General features: G+C 59.4%; 16 protein-coding genes. 6 read left to right on the top strand and 10 right to left on the bottom strand.

The features are described from left to right. Nucleotides 1–3 precede the first annotated feature (3 nt). From AC5SEO_RS17695 to tesB, 4 genes are all read right to left on the bottom strand, one after another. The gene (locus AC5SEO_RS17695; RefSeq protein ID WP_174068679.1) at nucleotides 4–2,679 is read right to left on the bottom strand and encodes a DNA translocase FtsK; all 2,676 of its coding nucleotides are present in this window, start codon (nucleotides 2,677–2,679) and stop codon (nucleotides 4–6) included. Between the two features lie 217 nt (nucleotides 2,680–2,896). Further along, entirely contained in the window at nucleotides 2,897–4,246 is a 1,350-nt protein-coding gene (locus AC5SEO_RS17690) for an ammonium transporter (protein ID WP_003516494.1), read from the bottom strand. A 28-nt stretch (nucleotides 4,247–4,274) separates the two neighbouring features. After that, entirely contained in the window at nucleotides 4,275–4,625 is a 351-nt protein-coding gene (locus AC5SEO_RS17685; protein WP_019565993.1) for a P-II family nitrogen regulator, read from the bottom strand. Between the two features lie 211 nt (nucleotides 4,626–4,836). After that, on the bottom strand, nucleotides 4,837–5,721 hold the full coding sequence (gene tesB, locus AC5SEO_RS17680; RefSeq protein ID WP_026330899.1) for an acyl-CoA thioesterase II: 885 nt from the start codon (nucleotides 5,719–5,721) through the stop codon (nucleotides 4,837–4,839). Nucleotides 5,722–5,777: 56 nt separating this feature from the next. Between tesB and AC5SEO_RS17675 the strand changes: the two genes are divergently transcribed. The 4 genes from AC5SEO_RS17675 (at nucleotide 5,778) to fdxA (ending at nucleotide 11,487) form a co-directional block, all read left to right on the top strand. Continuing rightward, on the top strand, nucleotides 5,778–7,022 hold the full coding sequence (locus tag AC5SEO_RS17675) for a ubiquinone biosynthesis hydroxylase (RefSeq protein ID WP_174068704.1): 1,245 nt from the start codon (nucleotides 5,778–5,780) through the stop codon (nucleotides 7,020–7,022). Nucleotides 7,023–7,483: 461 nt separating this feature from the next. Then, nucleotides 7,484–10,570 carry a helicase-related protein gene (locus AC5SEO_RS17670; protein ID WP_174068703.1) on the top strand — a complete coding sequence of 1,029 codons (3,087 nt, stop codon included), beginning with the start codon at nucleotides 7,484–7,486 and terminating at the stop codon, nucleotides 10,568–10,570. 3 nt (nucleotides 10,571–10,573) lie between these two features. Continuing rightward, complete coding sequence (locus AC5SEO_RS17665) at nucleotides 10,574–10,990, top strand: RNA-binding S4 domain-containing protein (RefSeq protein ID WP_174068678.1); 417 nt, start codon at nucleotides 10,574–10,576, stop codon at nucleotides 10,988–10,990. A 158-nt stretch (nucleotides 10,991–11,148) separates the two neighbouring features. Continuing rightward, nucleotides 11,149–11,487, top strand: a complete 339-nt coding sequence (gene fdxA / locus AC5SEO_RS17660; protein ID WP_003516508.1) for a ferredoxin FdxA — start codon at nucleotides 11,149–11,151, stop codon at nucleotides 11,485–11,487. Nucleotides 11,488–11,573: 86 nt separating this feature from the next. Here fdxA and holA read toward each other — a convergent pair whose 3' ends face one another. Genes holA through leuS form a run of 3 tightly spaced genes read right to left on the bottom strand, consistent with a single transcriptional unit; the run spans nucleotide 11,574 to nucleotide 15,791 of the window. Continuing rightward, nucleotides 11,574–12,611 carry a DNA polymerase III subunit delta gene (gene holA / locus AC5SEO_RS17655; protein ID WP_003516510.1) on the bottom strand — a complete coding sequence of 346 codons (1,038 nt, stop codon included), beginning with the start codon at nucleotides 12,609–12,611 and terminating at the stop codon, nucleotides 11,574–11,576. An 11-nt stretch (nucleotides 12,612–12,622) separates the two neighbouring features. After that, nucleotides 12,623–13,114 (bottom strand): LPS assembly lipoprotein LptE, encoded by a 492-nt coding sequence (gene lptE, locus AC5SEO_RS17650; protein WP_003516512.1) that lies wholly within the window; start codon nucleotides 13,112–13,114, stop codon nucleotides 12,623–12,625. Between the two features lie 46 nt (nucleotides 13,115–13,160). Then, a complete protein-coding gene (gene leuS, locus AC5SEO_RS17645; protein ID WP_113291835.1) occupies nucleotides 13,161–15,791 on the bottom strand; it encodes a leucine--tRNA ligase in 2,631 nt (876 codons plus the stop codon). Nucleotides 15,792–15,984: 193 nt separating this feature from the next. On the opposite strand from leuS, the gene AC5SEO_RS17640 reads away from it, so the two are divergent. Then, complete coding sequence (locus AC5SEO_RS17640) at nucleotides 15,985–16,644, top strand: YggS family pyridoxal phosphate-dependent enzyme (RefSeq protein ID WP_003516516.1); 660 nt, start codon at nucleotides 15,985–15,987, stop codon at nucleotides 16,642–16,644. A 109-nt stretch (nucleotides 16,645–16,753) separates the two neighbouring features. Here the strand turns inward: AC5SEO_RS17640 and AC5SEO_RS17635 are convergent, their stop codons facing one another. After that, nucleotides 16,754–17,458, bottom strand: a complete 705-nt coding sequence (locus tag AC5SEO_RS17635) for a DUF1013 domain-containing protein (protein WP_003516519.1) — start codon at nucleotides 17,456–17,458, stop codon at nucleotides 16,754–16,756. 232 nt (nucleotides 17,459–17,690) lie between these two features. Here AC5SEO_RS17635 and acs point away from each other — a divergent pair, with 232 nt between their 5' ends. Next, nucleotides 17,691–19,646, top strand: a complete 1,956-nt coding sequence (gene acs, locus AC5SEO_RS17630; RefSeq protein WP_003516521.1) for an acetate--CoA ligase — start codon at nucleotides 17,691–17,693, stop codon at nucleotides 19,644–19,646. A gap of 105 nt (nucleotides 19,647–19,751) precedes the next feature. Here acs and AC5SEO_RS17625 read toward each other — a convergent pair whose 3' ends face one another. Both AC5SEO_RS17625 and AC5SEO_RS17620 read right to left on the bottom strand, forming a co-directional pair. Continuing rightward, nucleotides 19,752–20,759, bottom strand: a complete 1,008-nt coding sequence (locus AC5SEO_RS17625) for a TRAP transporter substrate-binding protein (RefSeq protein ID WP_003516523.1) — start codon at nucleotides 20,757–20,759, stop codon at nucleotides 19,752–19,754. Between the two features lie 36 nt (nucleotides 20,760–20,795). Beyond that, nucleotides 20,796–22,073: a TRAP transporter large permease gene (locus AC5SEO_RS17620; protein ID WP_003516526.1), complete on the bottom strand. Its 1,278-nt coding sequence runs from the start codon at nucleotides 22,071–22,073 to the stop codon at nucleotides 20,796–20,798. Between the last annotated feature and the right edge of the window lie 4 nt (nucleotides 22,074–22,077).

Genomic DNA, 22,077 nt, shown 5'->3' with positions numbered 1-22,077 from the left:
GCATTACCGCTCGATGATGTCTGCTTCCGTTGGTACGAGTATTTCGCGTTTTCCGGCATGATTGGCGGGGCCGATGATGCCTTCCTGCTCCATGCGTTCGATCAGCGAGGCGGCGCGGTTGTAGCCGATGCCGAGACGCCGCTGGACGTAGGAAGTGGAGGCCTTGCCGTCCCTCAGCACGACAGCCACGGCCTGATCATAGGGGTCTTCCGAATCGGAGAAATTGCCGGCGCCGGCCGGGCCGCCGCCATTGCCTTCCTCATCGTCTTCCTCGGTGATCGCTTCCAGATATTCCGGCGTGCCTTGCGTCTTGAGATAGGCGACGATCTCTTCCACTTCATTGTCGGAGACGAAGGGACCGTGCACGCGCTGGATGCGGCCGCCACCGGCCATATAGAGCATGTCACCCATGCCGAGCAGCTGTTCTGCGCCCTGTTCGCCCAGAATGGTGCGGCTGTCGATCTTCGACGTTACCTGGAAGGAGATGCGGGTCGGGAAGTTCGCCTTGATGGTGCCGGTGATGACATCGACGGACGGGCGCTGGGTTGCCATGATGACATGGATGCCGGCGGCACGCGCCATCTGAGCGAGCCGCTGTACGGCACCTTCGATATCCTTGCCTGCCACCATCATAAGATCCGCCATTTCGTCGATAATGACGACGATATAGGGCAGGGGCTTCAGGTCGAATTCTTCCGTCTCGTACATTGCCTCGCCGGTCTGGCGGTCGAAGCCGGTCTGCACCGTGCGGGTGAGGATTTCGCCCTTGTCGATCGCCTGCTGCACACGGCTGTTGAAGCCATCGATGTTGCGCACACCGATCTTCGACATCTTCTTGTAGCGCTCCTCCATCTCGCGCACCGTCCACTTCAGCGCCACGACGGCTTTTTTCGGATCGGTAACGACGGGGGAGAGCAGATGCGGAATACCGTCATAGATCGATAGTTCGAGCATTTTCGGGTCGATCATGATCAGGCGGCATTGCTCCGGCGACATGCGGTAAAGCAGCGACAGGATCATGGTGTTGATGGCGACCGACTTGCCCGAACCCGTGGTACCGGCAACGAGAAGATGCGGCATCTTGGCAAGATCGGCGATGACGGGTTCGCCGCCGATGGTCTTGCCGAGCGCCATGGCGAGCTTGGCCTTGCTGTTTTCAAAGTCGCGGCTGCCGACCAGTTCACGCAGGAACACGGTTTCACGCGTCTGGTTCGGAAGCTCGATGCCAATGGCGTTGCGGCCAGGCACGACGGCAACGCGCGCGGCGATCGCGCTCATGGAGCGGGCGATGTCATCGGCAAGGCCAATGACGCGTGAGGATTTGATGCCGGGTGCTGGTTCCAGTTCGTAGAGCGTGACGACCGGGCCGGGGCGGACGTGAATGATTTCACCCTTGACGCCAAAATCCTCGAGAACCCCTTCCAGAAGGCGGGCATTCTGCTCCAGCACTTCCTCGTTCAGCGTATGGTCGCGAACGACGTTCTTGGGTTCCGCCAGAAGATGCACGGTGGGCAGCTGGAAACCGTCTGCGGCAATAAAGGAGGCCTGCGCTTCCCTTGCCACGCGCTCGCTGGGCTTCGGGCGTGCGGAAGGGGCGGTTATTCTGGGCTGGCCGCGCCCAGGTGCCTGTCTTGCCACGAACTTCGGGTCGTTCTCGTCCAGGCCGTGGTCGTCCGAGAGAATGCCGTTGGGCAACCGCCGACCGTCTGCGTCCAACGACGGTTCGTCGTCCCCGTCCGCATCATGATCGGGCGCGATGGAGGGAGGCGACATTTGGCGACGGGATGCGGCGCGTTCTTCGAAAGACGGTTCCGCGCGCTGGTCGAGGCGGTTGATCGCCGTCTTGAGGCGGGAGGGTTCGTTCAGCGTGCCGAATTCATATTCGTTGAAATCGTAAGGGTGTTCGAATTCGCCGTGCAGGGATTTCGACTTCAGGCCGAACAGGCGGCGAAGGCGGGCCTGCGAGATGTACCAGTAATGTGCGATTGCGCCGAAGGCGAGAATATTGGCGAAGAAGCCTTCGCCCTCGTCATCGTCTTCTTCCTCTACCTGACGGGTGGCACGGGCCTTGTTTGCGACCGGCGCGCGTTCTTCCTGTTCCAGGTCATCTTCCGGGCGTCCCACGAGACCGGCGGCAAACAGCATCATCAAGGCGGCGGGAGCAGCGAATATAGCGCCCAGCACCGTCGCAATCGTGCCGGTGGGGTAAGCGCCGATGAAGAGAGCTGGGAAGCGCAGGATCATATCGCCGATGACGCCACCGATGCCGTTCGGCAGCGGCCATGTCACGGGCGCGGGAAAACAGCCGAGCGAGGCGGCGCAGACGATGGCGCCGGCGATCCAGGCGACGAGGCGGGCGGGTATCCGGTTGAACTTGCGACCGGCGATCAGGGCGATCGCCCAGGCAATCACCGGCAAAAGCGCGATGATTGCGGAAAGGCCGAGGAACTGCATCACGATATCGGCGAAGATTGCGCCGCCGTAACCGAGAAGATTGGTGGGTTGGTTGCCTGTTGCATAGGACAGGCTCGGGTCCGCCACGTTCCATGTGGCAAGTGCGGTAATCCCCAGCGCAATCGTGGCAAGCAACGCAAAACCGGCAAGAGCCATGACCTGCCGCACGAAAAACGCCGTCAGCACGAAACGCGTGTGACGACCGTCGAATGTCGGAGAATTCATTCTGCCCATGTCCCTGAACCCGTAGTTTTTGTGGTTTCGGCAAGATCCGGCAGTTGACCAGATCCTGGATTGACAGGGAAAACTAACAGCTTGCTGGTTAATGTCGTGTTAACCATGCGGTTTTTTAAAAGCCGCTTCCGGATTTGCGGCAAAGAAAAGGCCCGCCGAAGCGGGCCTTCTTTTGGGAGAGGGGATGGAGAACCCCTTTTCCCGGATATCAGGAGTGGTAGGCGGCTTCACCGTGGGTCGCAAGGTCGAGACCTTCGCGTTCCGCTTCGACCGGAACCCGCAGACCAACGATCACGTCGACGATCTTGTAGAGGATTGCCGAGACGACTGCGCACCATACGATGGTGATGGCGACGGCAACGAACTGCGTCCAGAGCTGCGAGGAGATGGAGAAGTCCGCCTTGCCCGTGCCGCCAAGCAGCGGCGACGTGAAGATGCCGGTGCCGAGGGCGCCGATAATGCCGCCGATGCCGTGGACACCGAAGACGTCGGCTGTGTCGTCGTAGCCGAACTTGTTCTTCACAACCGAGACGAAGAAGTAGCAGATCGGCGAGACGATGAGGCCGAGAACGATAGCGCCCATGGGTCCGACAGAACCGGCCGCAGGCGTTACGGCGACGAGGCCGGCGATCATGCCCGAAGCTGCGCCCAGCATGGAAGCCTTGCCGCGGGTGAAGCTTTCAACCAGCGACCAGGAAACGATGGCTGCTGCAGTGGCGAGGAAGGTGTTCATGGTTGCAAGAACCGCACCGCCAGATGCTTCGAGGTTGGAGCCGGCGTTGAAGCCGAACCAGCCGAACCACAGCATGGCTGCGCCAACCAGCGTCAGCGTCATGGAGTGCGGGGCCATCATGTCCTTGCCGAAGCCGGTACGCTTGCCAACCATGATCGCGCCGATCAGACCGGCGATACCGGCATTGATGTGAACGACCGTGCCGCCGGCGAAGTCGAGAGCGCCCATGCCGAAGATCAGGCCATTCGCGTCCCAGACCATGTGAGCGATCGGGAAGTAGACGAAGGTGGCCCACAGGATGGTGAACAGGATGACTGCCGAGAACTTCACGCGTTCCGCGAATGCACCGATGATCAGCGCGGGCGTGATGGCCGCAAAGGTCATCTGGAAGGCGATGAAGGTGTATTCGTAGATCACGACGCCCTGGGAGAAGGTTGCCGAGGTGCTGTCAAGCGAAACGCCGGACAGGAACAGCTTGCCGAAACCACCGAAATACGGGCCGGTGCCGCCGCCGAAGGCGAAGGAGTAACCGTAGATTACCCATACGAGCATCATGACCGCGCCGATGACCGTGCACTGCATGAGAACGGAGAGCATGTTCTTGGTGCGCACGAGGCCGCCATAAAACAGGGCGAGACCCGGAATGATCATGAAAAGCACGAGGATCGTCGCGACATACATGAATGCGGTATCGGCTTTTTCCGGAACGGGGGCCGCCGCTGCTACTGCCGGCGCGGCATCCTGCGCAAAGGCGATTGCCGGGGCCATCAGGGCTGCCACACCGGCACCCAGTTTGCCGAGCGTTGAAAACTTGTTGAGTTGCATAGCTAGAAAACTCCCTGTCAGCCGTGCTTCAAAGCGCTTCTGTGTTGGTTTCGCCGGTACGGATGCGCACGGCCTGTTCGATAGAGTAGACGAAGATCTTGCCGTCACCGATCTGCCCGGTTTTTGCAGCCGACGCGATTGCCTCGACAGCCTTGTCGACGACGTCTGATGCAACCGCGATCTCGATCTTCAGTTTGGGAAGAAAGCTCACCGCATATTCCGTGCCGCGATAAATCTCGGTATGTCCCTTCTGGCGTCCGTAACCCTTTACCTCGGTCACGGTCAGGCCTTGGATGCCGACGCCGGTGAGCGCTTCGCGCACTTCATCCAGCTTGAACGGCTTGATAATGGCCATCACAATTTTCATCTGGTTTCCCATCCTTTGTTTGTCCTCGGCACGGAGCCGACTCTCCTCGCGCTGGCAGATCAGTAACAGCGACTATGGACATACATTCAAGGGGCGTGCCAGTTTTGATGCGGCCTCTAAGTTATTGAAATATAAAAATTATATGACAGGCGTCTGAAAAACGGGCATCGGGTGGCGCAATTTTCGTCTATTAAATGTGCGATTTTTTAAAAAAGCGCATTATTTAAGCATTTGCCCTTTTGCGGATCAAACCTTCCTGTGCGACGGAGGCGATCAGTTCACCCTGTCTGGTGAAAATATTGCCACGGGTCAAACCGCGTGCTCCCGAGGCGCTGGGGCTGTCCTGCGTGTAGAGCAGCCAGTCGTCCAGCCGGCAGGGACGGTGGAACCACATGGCGTGATCGAGGCTCGCCACCTGAATGGCCGGATCGAAGATCGTCGTTCCGTGGGCATAGAGCGACGTGTCGAGCAACGTCATATCCGAGAGATAAGCGAGAATGGCCGACTGGAAACGTGGATCGTCCGGCACATCGCCGACAGCGCGAACCCAGATATCCTGCTGCGGTTCCAGCTTTTCCTTCGAAATATAATGGGTCAGCGAAACCGGCCGGATCTCTATCGGGCGCTTGTTGCTCCAGTATTTGCGGATCGACGCGGGTGCGTTGGCGAGGAAGGCCGCCTGCATCTCATCTTCACTCATCAGCCTTTCGGGCGGCGTCACATCCGGCATTTTTATCTGATGATCGAAGCCGTCCTCGACGATCTGGAATGACGCCGACATGGAAAAGATCGCCTTGCCATGCTGGATGGCGACCACGCGCCGGGTGCAGAAGCTCGCACCGTCGCGAATGCGCTCCACCTGGTAGAGGATGGGCACCAGCGGGTCGCCGGGGCGCATGAAATAGGAATGCAGTGAATGAACGAAACGATCATCATCCACGGTTCGTTGAGCTGCGATCAATGCCTGCGCGATCACCTGGCCGCCGAAAACGCGCTGCCAGCCGATTTGTGGGCTTTCACCCCGAAACAGGTTTTCTTCCAGCTTCTCGAGATCGAGTGTGGAGATCAGATTGGCCATCGGATCTGACGTTTGCGAGGGATGCGACATTTTTTCGGCCTGCTCCGGCTGTAGGAAGACGTCACATGGTCTATAGTGCGCGGATGATGCGTGCACAAGATTTGAGGAGAAGCGCGATGCTGGACGTGGTGGTGGCAGGCGGCGGTTATGTCGGCCTTTCCGTTGCTGTCGCAATTAAGCAGGCAGCCGGACATCTTAATGTGCAGGTGGTTGAAGCCGCTCCCGAGGATGTCTGGAAGAAGGACGTCCGCGCCTCCGCCATTATCGCGGCGGCCACACGCATGCTCGACGTTTTCGGCATATGGAACGAGATCGAGCCGGAGGCCCAGCCGATCCACAAGATGATCGTCACCGATTCGAAGACCGCCGATCCGGTTCGCCCGGTGTTTTTGACATTTGGTGGCGCGGTGGAGGAGGGCAGGCCCTTCGCTCATATGGTCCCGAATGTCGCGATGGTGGGTGCGCTGCGAGGCCTGTGTGAGCGCCTCGGCGTCGAAATCCGCCATGGTCTCAGTGTTTCCGGCTTTTCCGCCGGCCCGCAATCGACGGCTATTTCACTTTCCGACGGCTCGTCGCTTGAGGCGCGACTGCTCATAGCCTGCGATGGGGTCCGCTCGGCTTTGCGGGATATGGCAGGAATAAAAACCGTGCACTGGAATTACGATCAGTCTGGGATCGTCACCACCGTTGAACACGAGCGGCCGCATGAGGGCTGCGCGGAGGAACATTTTCTGCCGTCGGGGCCTTTCGCCGTGCTTCCCTTGAAAGGGAACCGCTCCTCGCTTGTCTGGACCGAACGTACGGCCGATGCCGACAGGCTGGTTGCTGCCGACGATCTGGTGTTCGAGGAGGAACTTGAACGCCGGTTCGGCCACAAGCTCGGTCCGGTCCGTCCCGTCGGTCCCCGTCGCGCCTTTCCACTGGGCTTGACGCTGGCGCGTTCCTTCGTCGCGCCACGTTTTGCACTTGCCGGCGATGCGGCGCATGGAATTCACCCGATTTCCGGTCAGGGCCTCAATCTCGGCTTCAAGGATGTTGCGGCACTGGCCGAAACCGTGGTCGAGGCCGACCGTCTCGGCCTTGATATCGGCTCTCTCAACGTTCTCGATCGTTACCAGTCCTGGCGGCGTTTCGACACGTTGCGGATGGGTGTGACGACGGATGTGCTGAACCGGCTTTTCTCCAATGATGTCGGTCCCATTCGCGTCATGCGTGATTTCGGTCTGGGTGTAGTCGATCGTTTGCCGGGTCTGAAATCCTATTTCATCGGTCAGGCTGCCGGTACGACAGATGCGGGCGCGCCGCGCCTCCTTGCCGGCGAGGCGCTCTGATACTGCCATTCCTGCCTGTGCCGGAGCGGCTTTCCAGCGATTGCCGCTTGACAGTCGATTGCGGTGTTTTCCGCCGGAAGCCGGTGCCGCAAAGCTGAATCCGGACAAGGACTTACCCGGATTCACAATCTGGTATAGGGCAGGCATCTGCCAACCAGATGTTGCGGAGAACAAAAGCTGAATCCATTGGAGTCAGCGATTCGTATTCGATTCGTTCGCAGACTGTTCCGTATCCGAATCAATTCCGGTTTCGCCGGATTCTTTTTAATATTTCAAGTATCTGAATCAAAAAGGAAAATTCCGGCGGGGAAGGACCTGTTACCACTTTGCGGACAAGGCCTATTGCCTTTGTCGGCGGGCGTTGCCATGTGTGTTGCGTGTGCGGCCCGTATCAGTGAATGGCGGGCGGTACAGCAAGCAGATGAAGTCGATTCACGGATAGTACGTTGAATTTTCGCCCCATGATCCTGAGCGGCCGCGGTGTCACGGCCGTTCTCGGCCCCACCAATACCGGCAAGACCCATTACGCCATTGAGCGCATGGTGGCACATGGCAACGGTGTCATCGGCCTTCCGCTGCGCCTTCTGGCGCGTGAGGTCTATACCCGTCTTGTCGAAAAGGTGGGCGCGCCGAATGTGGCGCTGATAACCGGCGAAGAAAAGATCGCCCCTCCTAAAGCCAAATATTCCGTCTGCACGGTGGAAGCCATGCCGCGCGAGACAACGGCCGCATTCGTCGCCATCGATGAAGTGCAGCTGGCGGGTGATCTGGAGCGCGGGCATATCTTTACCGACCGCGTGCTGCATCTGCGCGGGCGGGAGGAAACGCTGCTTCTGGGTGCGGGCACGATGCGCCCGATCCTCGAAAAGCTGCTGCCGGGAATTACCGTGGTCGAACGTCCGCGCCTGTCGCAGCTTTTTTATGCGGGCCAGAAGAAGATAACCCGCCTGCCGCAACGCACGGCAATCGTCGCCTTTTCGGCGGAAGAGGTCTATGCCATTGCCGAGCTGGTGCGTCGCCAGCGTGGTGGCGCAGCCGTTGTGATGGGCGCGCTTTCGCCGCGTACGCGCAACGCCCAGGTGGGGCTCTACCAGTCCGGCGACGTCGAATATCTCGTGGCGACGGATGCCATCGGCATGGGTCTCAACCTCGATGTCGATCATGTCGCCTTTGCGCAGGACCGCAAGTTTGACGGCTATCAGTTCCGCAATCTCAATCCGGGCGAGATCGGCCAGATCGCCGGCCGCGCCGGCCGCCATCTTCGCGATGGCACCTTTGGCGTGACGGGGCGCGTCGATCCATTTGACGACGAGTTGGTGGAGCGTATCGAAACCCATCAGTTCGACTCGGTGAAGGTGCTGCAATGGCGGACGAAAAATTTCGATTTTTCCTCCATCACCAATCTGCGTCTGAGCCTCGAAGCCGCCCCGGCGATCCAGGGACTGTCACGGGCCTTGCCGGCGATCGACCAGCAGGCGCTCGAATATCTGTCGCGCTACCCTGAAATCATCGACGTGGCGACGACGGAGGCGCGGGTGGAAAAACTCTGGGAGGCCTGCGCGCTTCCGGATTATCGCCGCATTGCGCCCGCTCAACATGCTGATCTGATCTCAACGCTCTATTTCGATCTGGTAAAACGTGGCACGGTGAACGAAGATTTCATGGGCGAACAGGTGCGCCGCGCCGATCGTACCGATGGAGAGATCGATACCTTGTCTGCAAGGATTGCGCAGATCAGAACATGGACTTATGTATCGAACCGCCCAGGATGGCTTGCCGATCCGACACACTGGCAAGAAAAGACGCGGGAAATCGAAGATCGATTGTCCGATGCTCTACATGAAAGGTTGACGAAACGCTTTGTTGATCGCAGGACATCTGTGCTCATGAGGCGCCTGAGAGAGAATGCGATGCTTGAAGCTGAAATCAGTGTAAATGGTGATGTCTTCGTAGAAGGACATCACGTCGGCCAGTTGGCCGGGTTCCGGTTCACGCCGGTGCCGGGAATGGAAGGGCCGGATCAGAAGGCCGTGCAGGCTGCTGCGCAGAAGGCGCTCGCGCTCGAATACGAGGCGCGTGCCGCGCGTCTGCACGCCAGCGGAAACGGTGATCTCGCTTTGAGCTCCGATGGTCTGGTTCGCTGGTTGGGCGAACCGGTGGCCCGCCTTTCGGCAGGCGACAATATCATGAAGCCGCGCGTGATCCTCTTTGCCGACGAGCAGTTGAGCGGCAATGCCCGCGATCATGCGCTGGCGCGCGTCGAACGTTTCGTCAATCATCAGATTGCGACCGTGCTGAAGCCGCTGGACGATATTTCGCGCGCCGAAGACCTTCAGGGTCTGGCGAAGGGGCTGGCGTTCCAGCTGGTCGAAAATCTCGGTGTCCTGTTCCGCCGTGACGTCACCGAAGACGTGAAGTCGCTGGATCAGGATGCGCGTGCCTCCATGCGCCGCTACGGCGTGCGTTTCGGCGCCTATCACGTCTTCCTGCCCGCGCTTCTCAAGCCCGCTCCGGCGGAGCTTGTCACGCTGCTCTGGGCGCTGAAGAACGATGGTCTCGGCAAGCCGGGTTACGGCGATCTCATTCCGGTGCTGGCCGCCGGTCGCACCTCTGTCGTGACGGATCCGACCTTCGAGCGGATGTTCTACAAGCTCGCCGGTTTCCGTTTCCTCGGAAAGCGCGCCGTGCGTATCGACATTCTCGAGCGTCTGGCCGATCTCATCCGTCCGCTGTTGCAGTGGAAGCCCGGTCAGCAGCCGCGTCCGGAAGGCGCTTATGACGGCCGCCGTTTCACGACGACGACCGCGATGCTTTCCATTCTCGGCGCAACGCTCGACGACATGGAAGAAATCCTCAAGGGTCTCGGTTATCGTGCCGATCAGGTAACGGCGGAAGAGGCGCAGGCCTTCCTCGCCAACCAGACTGGTGCTGCCGCTCCGGCCGCTTCTGAAGCGGTGAAGGAAGACGAGAGCGCAGAGACCGAACACGAGGAACCGGCTTCGGAAGAGCAGGTTTCCGAGACGACGACTGTCGAAACTGCTGAAGAAGTGCCGGTTGCGGAAGCTGTGGGCCAAGAGGCTGCTGTTAGCGAGGCTGCGCCGACGGAAAGCGCCGAGGCTGCCGAGCCGAAGCCTGTTCTTCTGTGGCGTCCGGGTGGTCGCAACGAAAACCAGCGTGGTGAAAACCGTCGTCCCGGCAACCGCGGTCAAGGCCGTGGCGAGGGTCGCGATCAGGCGCCACGCGAACAGGGTGAACGTCGTGGCGAAGGCCGTCGCGATAATCGTGACGGAGCAAATCGCGAGGCTGCCAATCGTGGCGGTGACGGCGAGCGTAAGCGTGATGGCGGACGTCCCGACCGTGGCAACAACCGCAATAATGATCGTCAGGATCGCGGGGAGCGCAAGGACAGGCCGGACCGCAACGACCGTGGCGGGAAACCGCAGGGTCAGCAGCGTTTCGAAGCCAAGCCGCCGCGTAAGGAAAAGCCGATCGATCCGGATTCGCCCTTCGCCAAGCTTGCTGCTCTCAAGGAGCAGCTGAAGAAGTAAGCTATGGGGAGCAACGAACAGCCACTCGAAAGCACGCGTCAGCGTCTGGACAAGTGGCTGTTCTTTGCCCGCATGGCCAAATCCCGTTCACTTGCCCAGAGTTACATTCAGTCTGGCAAGGTCAAGGTCAACGGTGTCTCCATTCGCCAGCCCAGCCATCTGGTAAAGGCGGGTGACAGGCTCGATATCGGTTTCGAGCGCATGGACAAGGTGCTTATCGTCAAATCCGGGGGCGAGCGGCGCGGGCCCTATGAAGAGGCCAAACTTCTCTACGACGATCTGACGCCGCCGCGCGAGCCTTCCGACAGGCTGAGCCCGCTGGAGCAGGCGATACGTCAGCCGGGAAGCGGTCGCCCCACCAAAAAAGAGCGCAGGGCGCTCGACAGGTTCCTGTCGGACAGCGACGGAAACAAAGAATAGAATAAACCTTCAAGTCTTAGCGGTTTTTCAGAATTGTTTATCCTTGCTATCTGAAGGCAAAGGCATTACCTCACTTGCAAAATTGCCCTGTCTGAATTCCGGGCGACGGCTTGTGTTCCGAAGCCCACAGACCCGGCCTGCATATTCTGGAGTTCATCATGACATATGTCGTGACCGACAATTGCATCCGCTGCAAATACACCGATTGCGTTGAAGTCTGCCCTGTCGACTGCTTTTACGAGGGTGAAAATTTCCTCGCTATCAATCCTGACGAATGCATCGATTGTGGTGTGTGCGAACCGGAATGTCCTGCCGAAGCGATCAAGCCCGACACTGAGCCGGGTCTCGACAAGTGGCTGAAGCTGAATACGGAATATGCGGCGATCTGGCCGAATATCACCATCAAGCGCGACCCCTTGCCGGAAGCCAAGGAAATGGATGGCGTGACAGGCAAGCTCGAGCTTTATTTCTCTGCCGAGCCGGGTAAGGGCGACTGAGTTCTCAACGACTGGTGTCCTTGGTATCATGATTTTAAAAGCCCTCGCAGCGTCAGCGTGAGGGCTTTTTGCCGACCTTTAGTGAGTTATCCGCCGCGGCCTGATTGCAATGTGGTCGATAGCAGGGTCAAAAGCGCCACGCTGTCTTCCAGGCTTTGGCGCTGGCGGCTTTGCAATATGGCCGCTTGCAGGCGGTTCATCTCACGGGCGATCGCCGCTGGCTGCCAGGTTCGCAGTGCCCTTTCGATAACCGGTTTCCTGCGAAAATGGATGTGGCGTCCAAGCGTTTGCATGACCTGCCCGGCCTGCTGCTTTTTCTCATCCATTTCGGCGCGCATCTGATCCAGCAACTGAAATTGCTTGAGGCATCCCTGAAGCACGAGAAAGATCGGCGTCTTCGACGAGACGATCTTCTGGGTCGCGTGGAAAAAGGCGTTTCTGTCGCCCTTCAGGATGGCATCGACGGCGTCGTCAGCCGAAACCGTGCTGGCATCGCCGATGATTGCCAGCACATCATCTTCCTCGATCACCTCTGCGCCGCGGCAATAGAGCGCAAGCTTGCGGATCTCGTTGCGCGAGGCAATCCGATCGCCGCCCAACTGCTCGATCAGCCTCTGCCGTGCGGCCGGGGCAATGCGCAGATTGTCGGCAGACAGTTCCTGATCGATCAACGCATTCAACGAACGGGCGTCATCCGCATAACACGGGATTGCTGCGATAGAGCGAGCGGGTTCTGCGATCTTGCGCAGGCCCGTACCTTTTTTGATGTCGCCGGCCTCGATGATGAGGAAGCTGGCTTCGGGCGGCGTCTCAGCCAGAATCTGGAGAGCATCCACCAGCGCCTTTTCAGCCGAGGCACTTTTGATCCAGACGAGTTTTTCGCCACCGAAAAGGCCGATGGCGTTCACTTCGTCGAGAAGGCGGCCGGGATCGCCCTGCAGGTCGGATGCGCTCAGCTTCAACGATGCAAAGGCGTCATCCGGGTCAATGCCGGTCTTTTTGGCGATGAGGTTGGCCCGCTCCGACACGAGGCCGCGATCCGGGCCGTAGAGCACGAAAACGCGAAAGCGCTCCGCCGGATTTTCGGCGAAGCGCTCAAATTCATGCGATTTTATCTCTGCCACGGCCGCCGCTCTCAGCGGCCAAGGGTGGCAGCGATATCGGTACGGATGATTTCAGCCAGTTCCCGGGCCGCACGGTTTTCTGCGTCGCGGATCGCCCTGATCTTGGCGAATTCCTGCTGTGGCAGATCCACCTGCGCCGTTACGCTACGCCGCGCGGAGCGCAGGATCTGGCCGTCGGAAATACGCGTCAGGACGTAATTACCGTTCATCACAACACGGCCTGGGTAAGGGCCGTTATAATTGCTGTTGGTACGGGTCGTCAGATCGTAGTTCTCGACTTCCGTGGACGTGGCGCTCGAGCTTACGGATAACTTGACGTTGTACTGAGCCGTAGCCGGTTCACCCGCACCGCCGGACACCAGGAAGATCAGCTGATTGCGCACTTCCTGCGTTATGCGGTCGCCGGCATTCGAGATGCTGACAGCCGCCAGTCTCTCCTTGGTTCCGGAAGCCTCGCCGTAAAGCGGGCGGACCTGGCAGCCTGCCAGAAGACCGGCCATCATCACGACGGAAACTGCTGCCGCAACGCGGCTCCATCTCGAAAAAACGTCAGACAACAATGTTCACAATCCTCTGCGGAACCACGATGACTTTTTTGGGCTCGCCACCGGCAAGAATGGATTTGACGGCATCCAGCGCAAGGGCAGCCGCTCGGACCGCATCTTGATCCGCATCGCGCGCGATTGTCAATTCGCCGCGCTTCTTGCCGTTGACCTGAACAGGCATGACCACATCGTTTTCCTCGACCAGCGAGGGTACAAAAGTTGGCCACGGCGTCTGGGCGACGAGACCTTCGTTGCCCAGCGCCGACCAGCATTCTTCGGCCAGATGCGGCGTCATGGGGGCAATGATGCGAATGAGGATTTCGACGGCATCACGCGCCGCCGCCTTGACGTCATCAGGCTTGCCACCAGCCGCGACATCCGCCAGCGGAGCTGCGAGCGCGTTGACCAGTTCGTAGATGCGGGCGATCGCCTTGTTGAAGGCAAGCTTGTCCAGATCCTCCTGAACGGCCTTCAGCGTCTTGTGGGCCGCCTTGGATACTGCCAGGCCCTCGCCCTCGCTCGCGGGCTTCGGCGTGACGCTCTTCAGTTCGGTCGCGACTTCGCCGATGATACGCCAGACGCGCTGTACGAAGCGGTTTGAGCCTTCCACACCGGCTTCGGACCAGATGACGTCGCGGTCGGGCGGGGAATCCGACAGGACGAAGAAGCGAGCGGTATCCGCACCATAGGATGCGATGATATCATCCGGGTCGACCACGTTCTTCTTCGACTTCGACATCTTCTCGATCGAGCCGATCTTAACTTCCGCACCGGAGGACAAGAGGAATGCCCGGCGGGCACCGTCAGTCTCTTCGATGCGCAGGTCGGCGGGCGCTACCCATTCACGGGTCAGGCCTTCACCGTGGCTGTAGGTCTCGTGCACAACCATGCCCTGCGTGAACAGGCCCTTGAAGGGCTCCTTGACGCCGACATGGCCGGTCTCGCGCATGGCGCGGGTGAAGAAGCGCGAATAGAGCAAGTGCAGAATAGCATGCTCGATGCCGCCGATATACTGGTCCACCGGCAGCCAGTGGTTTGCGACCTTCGGATCCGTCGGCTCATCTTCCCAAGGCGCGGTGAAGCGCGTGTAGTACCAGCTGGAATCGACGAATGTGTCCATCGTGTCGGTTTCACGGCGTGCGTCATGGCCGCATTGCGGGCAGGCAACGTGACGCCATGTGGGGTGGCGATCCAGTGGGTTGCCGGGCACGTCGAAGGTCACGTCGTCGGGCAGCTTGACCGGCAGGTCCTTCTTCGGAACCGGAACTACGCCGCAGACTTCGCAATGGATGACGGGTATCGGGCAACCCCAGTAACGCTGGCGGGAAATGCCCCAGTCGCGCAGGCGGAAATTGACCTTGCGCTCGGCCTGCGGCGTGTTGCCCAGCGTCTGGGCAGAGAGCTTCTGCACGACCGCCTCAAAGGCGTCAGTCGTGTTCATGCCGTTCAGGAAGCCGGAGTTGATCATCACGCCATCATCGGTGAAGGCGACGTCTTCAATGGTGAAGCTGGCGGCGTCGGGGCCTTCCGGCGCAACGACGGCCACCACCGGCAAATCGTATTTACGGGCGAAATCCAGATCGCGCTGGTCACCCGAAGGGCAGCCGAATATCGCGCCGGTGCCGTAGTCCATCAGCACGAAGTTGGCGACATAGACCGGCAGTTCCCACGTCGGGTCCAGCGGATGCACGACCTTGACGCCGGTATCGATACCCTTCTTTTCCGCTGTTTCCAGCGCTGCGAGAGACGTGCCATGGCGGCGGCACTCGTCGCAGAACTCGGCAATATCAGGGTTCTTCTCCGACAGCTCTCTTGCCAGCGGATGGTCGGCGGCGATTGCCAGGAAGGATGCGCCGAACAGGGTGTCGGGACGCGTGGTATAAACGGTTATGTCGCCAAAGCCTTCCGGCACTGTGCCAGCAACGGTCTGCCAGCGCAGCGACAGGCCTTCGGAGCGGCCGATCCAGTTCTTCTGCATCAGGCGCACTTTTTCCGGCCACTGATCCAGCGTGTCCAGCTCGTCCAGCAGATCCTGGCTGAAATCGGTGATTCGGAAGAACCACTGCGTCAATTCGCGCTGTTCGACCAGCGCGCCGGAGCGCCAGCCGCGGCCGTCTATGACCTGCTCATTGGCCAGAACGGTATGGTCGACCGGATCCCAGTTCACCTTGGACTGCTTGCGGTAGACCAGACCCTTTTCCATGAAATCGACGAACAGCGCCTGCTGGCGGTGGTAATATTCCACATCGCAGGTCGCAAATTCGCGGGTCCAGTCCAGCGACAGGCCCATGGATTTCAGCTGGCCACGCATGGTGGCGATGTTCTGATAGGTCCAGTCCTTCGGGTGAACCTTGTTCTGCATAGCCGCGTTTTCGGCAGGCATGCCGAAGGCGTCCCAGCCCATGGGGTGCAGAACGTTGAAGCCGCGCGCGCGCTTGTAGCGCGCAACGACATCGCCCATCGCGTAGTTGCGGACGTGGCCCATGTGAATGCGTCCCGACGGGTAGGGAAACATCTCTAGAACGTAATACTTCTCGCGCGGATCGCTGTTGTCGGTCACGAAAACCTTGTCTTCGTTCCATTTCTGCTGCCAGCGCGGCTCGGCGTCGCGAGGATTGTAACGTTCGATGGCCATTGTTTAGAATTCCGGGTATCGAGGGGAAAAATTTGCGCTGACCTTCACCATGAAACGACCGGGGCGTCAAGTTTGGCGGGGCCTCCGGGCGTTCAATCTTGGCCAGCGTGCCTCAAATGGTGCTAAACCCGCTTGGCATCAAGGCAATCGGCGTCTAGTTAGCGTTCAGAATGTTTCAAATAGAGGTCCTGTGATGGAAATCGAAGCACGTCTTGAGGATGTCAGGCAACGCATAGCGGAGACAGCGGAAAAGTCCGGCCGCAAGGCGACGGATGTTTCTCTCGTCGCCGTCTCGAAGACGTTCGATGCTCAAGAGATCCAGCCGGTCATCGACAGCGGCCAGCGCGTGTTCGGCGAGAACCGCGTACAGGAAGCGCAGGGCAAGTGGCCTGCGCTTAAAGAAAAGACATCGGGTATAGAGCTGCACCTGATAGGGCCGCTGCAATCCAACAAGGCGGCGGATGCCGTTGCGCTGTTCGACGTCGTACAGAGCGTTGATCGGGAAAAGATCGCCCGTGCGCTTTCCGAGGAGTGCGTCAAACAGGGCCGCAGCCTTCGTTTTTATGTGCAGGTCAATACCGGGCTGGAGCCACAGAAGGCTGGCATCGATCCACGCGAGACCGTCGCCTTCGTGGCTTTTTGCCGGGACGAGCTGAAATTGTCGGTCGAGGGCCTGATGTGCATTCCGCCTGCGGATGAAAATCCCGGTCCGCATTTTGCGCTTCTGGCGAAGCTTGCCAGACAATGCGGCCTCGAGAAGCTTTCCATGGGCATGTCGGGGGACTTCGAGACGGCGATAGAATTCGGCGCCACCAGTGTGCGTGTCGGCTCGGCAATCTTCGGTGCCCGCTAGAGCATTTCCGGTAAAAGCGCATAGCCGGTTTACTGGAAGTGCCCTGAAGCTCTGAAAACAAAAAAACCCGGCTCGACGGCCGGGTTTTCATAAACGGAAAGACTTTCGATCAGTAGTGATCGTCCTCGTCTTCGTCCTTCGGAGCCGATTTCAACGAGCTGAGCTTCTTGAAGACGGCATCCGCGTCGATCTGCTTTTCTTCTTCGTCGCGCTGGAAGTTGTAATCCAGACCTTCCGTCGCCGTTGCCGGCTGCAGCGTGTTGCCAAGCTCTTCTGCTGTCGGCAGCGGGCGGCCGCGCGATGCGCGTTCAACTTCAAGATCGAGATCGATCTGGCTGCAGAGACCAAGCGTTACCGGGTCCATCGGGGTGAGGTTTGCCGAGTTCCAGTGGGTGCGGTCGCGGATCTGCTCGATGGTGGATTTGGTGGTGCCAACAAGACGCGAAATCTGCGCGTCCTTCAGCTCAGGATGATTGCGGACCAGCCAGAGAATGGCGTTCGGACGATCCTGACGCTTGGAAACCGGCGTGTAGCGCGGGCCACGGCGCTTGGATTCCGGCACACGAACCTTTGGCTCGGAAAGCTTGAGCTTGTGGTTCGGGTTGCCTTCAGCGCGGGCGATCTCGTCGCGGGAAAGCTGTCCGGTCGCGATCGGGTCGAGACCCTTGATGCCCTGCGCGGCTTCACCGTCGGCGATTGCCTTGACTTCGAGCGGATGCAGTTTGCAGAACGTGGCGATCTGATCGAACGACAGCGCGGTGTTGTCTACCAGCCATACAGCCGTAGCTTTTGGCATGAGCAATTGTTGAGCCATAGATACAGTCCTTCTGTCCGTCCGCGCCGGGGTCGCGGGCGTGGTATCAACCACTGATTTCCGGGATATTGGCGCTCTATAACCGGATTGCATCATAATTGCAATTCTTTGCGAAACAAATGCCTTTGTCTAATTGCCGTGTGCATTTGAACTGCTATGAATTCAACACATGCCTGAGGTGGGAGTCTCAAGGTCGCGCATATCAAGCCATATCTGGTTCCAGGAGGAGTTCATGTCTGCCAAAATCTACCCCGTGCTCAAATCGGCGAAAGCCCGCACGCTCATCGACAATGAGCGTTACCAGAAATGGTATCAGGAGAGCGTCGAGGATCCCGAGAAGTTCTGGGACAAGCACGGCCGGCGGATCGACTGGTTCAAGCCCTATACCAAGGTCAAGAACACGTCCTTCAAGGGAAGAGTGCCGATCAAGTGGTTCGAGGACGGCCTGACGAACGTCTCCTACAACTGCATCGACCGGCACCTGAAGACGCATGGCGAACGCACGGCGATCATCTGGGAAGGTGACAATCCCTATATCGACAAGAAGATCACCTACAATCAGCTCTATGACTATGTCTGCCGCCTGGCGAACGTGCTGAAGAAGCATGGTGTCAAGAAGGGCGACCGGGTCACCATCTATATGCCGATGATACCCGAGGCGGCCTATGCCATGCTCGCCTGCGCCCGCATCGGCGCCATTCATTCGGTCGTGTTCGGCGGCTTCTCGCCGGAAGCCCTGGCCGGCCGCATCGTCGATTGCCAGTCCACCTTCGTCATTACCTGCGATGAAGGCGTGCGTGGCGGCAAGCCGATCCCGCTCAAGGAAAATACCGACAAGGCGATCGATATTGCTGCCAAGCAATATGTCATCGTCAACAAGGTTCTGGTCGTGCGCCGCACCGGCGGCAAGACGGGCTGGGCGCCCGGCCGCGACATCTGGTACCATCAGGAAATCGCCACGGTGAAACCGGATTGCCCGCCGGTGAAGATGAGAGCGGAAGATCCGCTGTTCATCCTCTACACGTCAGGCTCCACCGGCAAGCCGAAGGGCGTGCTGCACACCACGGGCGGCTATCTCGTTTATACGTCGATGACACATGAATATGTCTTCGACTACAAGGACGGGGAGGTCTTCTGGTGCACCGCCGATGTCGGCTGGGTCACCGGCCATTCCTACATCGTCTACGGGCCGCTGGCGAACTGTGCGACGACGCTGATGTTCGAAGGCGTTCCCAACTTCCCGGATCAGGGACGGTTCTGGGAAGTCATCGACAAGCACAAGGTCAACATCTTCTACACCGCACCGACGGCGCTCCGATCCCTGATGGGGGCGGGCGACCAGTTCGTCACGCGTTCGTCGCGCGAAAGCCTGCGGCTTCTCGGCACGGTGGGCGAGCCTATCAATCCCGAAGCGTGGGAGTGGTATTACCATGTGGTCGGCGAGGACAAGAGCCCCATCGTCGATACCTGGTGGCAGACGGAAACGGGCGGCATTCTCATCTCGCCGCTGCCGGGTGCGACGGACCTGAAGCCGGGTTCGGCGACAAGGCCGTTCTTCGGCGTGCAGCCGCAGCTGGTCGATGCCGAAGGCAACGTGCTGGAGGGGCCGGCCGACGGCAATCTCTGCATCATCGACAGCTGGCCGGGCCAGTCGCGATCTGTTTACGGGGATCACCAGCGCTTCGTCGACACCTACTTCTCGACCTATAAGGGCAAGTACTTCACCGGTGACGGCTGCCGGCGCGATGAGGACGGTTATTACTGGATCACTGGCCGCGTCGATGACGTGCTGAACGTCTCCGGCCACCGCCTCGGCACCGCCGAAGTCGAGTCGGCACTTGTTTCGCATCATCAGGTTTCGGAAGCGGCGGTCGTGGGTTACCCCCATGCCATCAAGGGGCAGGGCATTTATTGTTATGTCACGTTGATGGCAGGCCAGAGCGGCGACTATGCGCTGCGCGAGGAGCTGGTAAAGCACGTCCGCAACGAGATCGGGCCGGTTGCGACGCCAGACAAGATCCAGTTCGCGCCAGGCCTGCCGAAGACCCGTTCGGGTAAGATCATGCGGCGTATTCTGCGCAAGATCGCGGAGGATGATTTCGGCGCGCTTGGGGATACATCGACGCTTGCAGATCCCGCGGTGGTCGAAGATCTCATCGCCAACCGGCAAAACCGCACGGCGTCCTGATTTTCTGGAAGAGGCTGCTTTGGCAGCCTTTTTCTTTTCTGTATTCGCATAAACAAAAACACCCGGAGGCTGACCTCCGGGTGTTTTAATTTTATCCAGACAGGATTACTGGCCGCGGATCTTCTTCAGGTCCGCCAGAACGGCGTCAACGACGTCGGCACCGATTTCAGCCTTGTGCTTTTCGTAGACGACCATCGACTTTTCGCGGATACGTGCCTGCTCTTCCGCAGACAGCGAGTTCACTTCAAGTCCTGCAGCCTTGATCTTTTCCAGCGACTTCTGGTTCAGTTCGCGGATGACCTTGCGCTCTTCGTCACGGCCGACGACTGCGCATTCGCGCAGGGCCGTCTGTTCTTCGGGCGTGTAGCTGTCGAAGATCGGCTTGGAGAAGAGGAAGAGGAACGGCGTGTAGGCGTGGTTCGTCTCGGTGATGTACTTCTGCACCTCGTAGAACTTGGAGGTGTCGATCGTCACATAGGGGTTTTCCTGTGCGTCGATCGCGTTGGTTTCAAGTGCCGAGAACACTTCACCGAAAGCCATCGGCGTTGCATTGGCGCCGAGGTTCTGGAAGGTGTCGAGGAAGATGTTGTTCTGCATCACGCGAACCTTCAGGCCGGAAAAGTCTTCCCACTTGTTCACGGCGTGCTTGGAGTTCGAGAGGTTGCGGAAACCGTTTTCCCAGTAGGCCAGGTTTACGAGGCCCTGTTCTTCCAGCTTCTTGTTCATCATGTCGCCGAAGGCGCCATCCATCACGGCATCGGCTTCCTTGGCGTTGGAAAACAGGAACGGCAGGTCGAAGACGCCGAGCGACGGGATCAGGCCGACGAGCGGTGACGAGGACGTAACAACTGCTTCCTGAACGCCGGAGCGCAGGGCCTGCGTCGCCTGGAGGTCACCGCCGAGAGCGCCGCCCCAGAATGCTGTCAGCTTCAGCTTGCCGCCCGACTTGTCGTCGAGGCAGGCCTGCATCGCCTTGATGCCGTTGCCGACCGGGTGGTCCTGGTTGATGCCGTTCGAAACGCGGATGTTGCGGCTGTTGAATTCAGCCATTGCCGGGGCTGCGGCGCCCACCGCGAAAGCGATGGCCGTGGTGGTCAGAAGAAGCTTTCTCATAATATCCTCCCTTGGATTTTGGTTGAGAAGTGGCGATTAACGAAGGTACTGCAGCGGAACCATCACGATGTCCGGGAAAATCACGAGCAACGCCAGAACGATGGTTTCTGCAACGAGGAAAGGCCAGACACCGATCGTGACCTTGCCGAGCGGGATGCGTCCGACGCCTGAGACGACGTTCAGCACGACACCGACCGGCGGGGTAATCAGGCCGATGGCATTGTTGATGATGAAGAGGACGCCGAAATAGACCGGGTCGATGCCTGCCTGCTTGACGATGGGCATCAGAACGGGCGTCAGGATCAGGATGGTCGGTGTAAGGTCGAGCGCGGTTCCTACGATGAAGACCAGCACCATCATGGCAACCATCAGAAGCATCGGACGATCGATCAGCGGTTCGATATAACCGGCGACTTCGTTTGGAATGTTCGCAGCCGTGATGAGCCATGCGGAGACGAGGGCTGCGCAGACAAGGAACATGATGATCGAGGTGCTCTTGGCAGCGCGCAGAAGAACGTGGAACAGATCCGCCGGCTTCAGTTCGCGGTAGATCACCATGCCGACGAAAAGAGCGTAGCCGGCAGCGACAACGGCGGCTTCCGTCGGCGTCATGATGCCTGCCTTGATGCCGCCCAGAATGATGACCGGCATGCCAAGCGCCCAGCCAGCGCGGACCGTGGCAACCAGACGTTCCTTGCCCGAGGTCTTGGGCAGGGGCTTGATGTTATCCTTTCGGACCACGATCAGCCAGGCGATGATCAGCGAAATGCCCATCAGAATGCCGGGTACGATACCGGCAAGGAAAAGCTGGGTGATCGAAACGTTCGCGGCGACGCCGAAGACGATGAAGGCCATGGAGGGCGGAATGACCGGGGCAATGATGCCGCCTGCAGCGATGAGGCCGCCGGAGCGCGGAATGTTGTAACCGGCTTTCGCCATCATCGGGATGAGGATTGCGGCAAGGGCTGCGGTGTCGGCAGCGGCCGAACCGGAGATGCTGGCCATGATGATGGCCGCGACAATCGCCACGATGCCGAGACCGCCCCTGATATGGCCCACAAGCGCAATCGCAAAGTCGATGATGCGGCGGGAAAGACCACCGGAGTTCATCAGTTCGCCAGCCAGAATGAAGAAGGGGATGGCGAGCAGCGTGAAGGTGTCCGCGCCCGAGATCATGTTCTGGGCGATGATCGCTGTGTTGAACATGCCCATGTACCACATGAGCACGACACCACAGAACATCAGCGAGAAAGCGACGGGAACGCCAATCGCCATGGCTCCGAGAAGAGAGCCGACAAAAACGAAAAGTGTCATGGTA

It is taken from the genome of Agrobacterium sp. K11 (genome assembly GCF_059429395.1).
The sequence above is the reverse complement of the archived record's forward strand: the minus strand, read 5'-3'. Positions and strand labels throughout refer to the sequence as shown.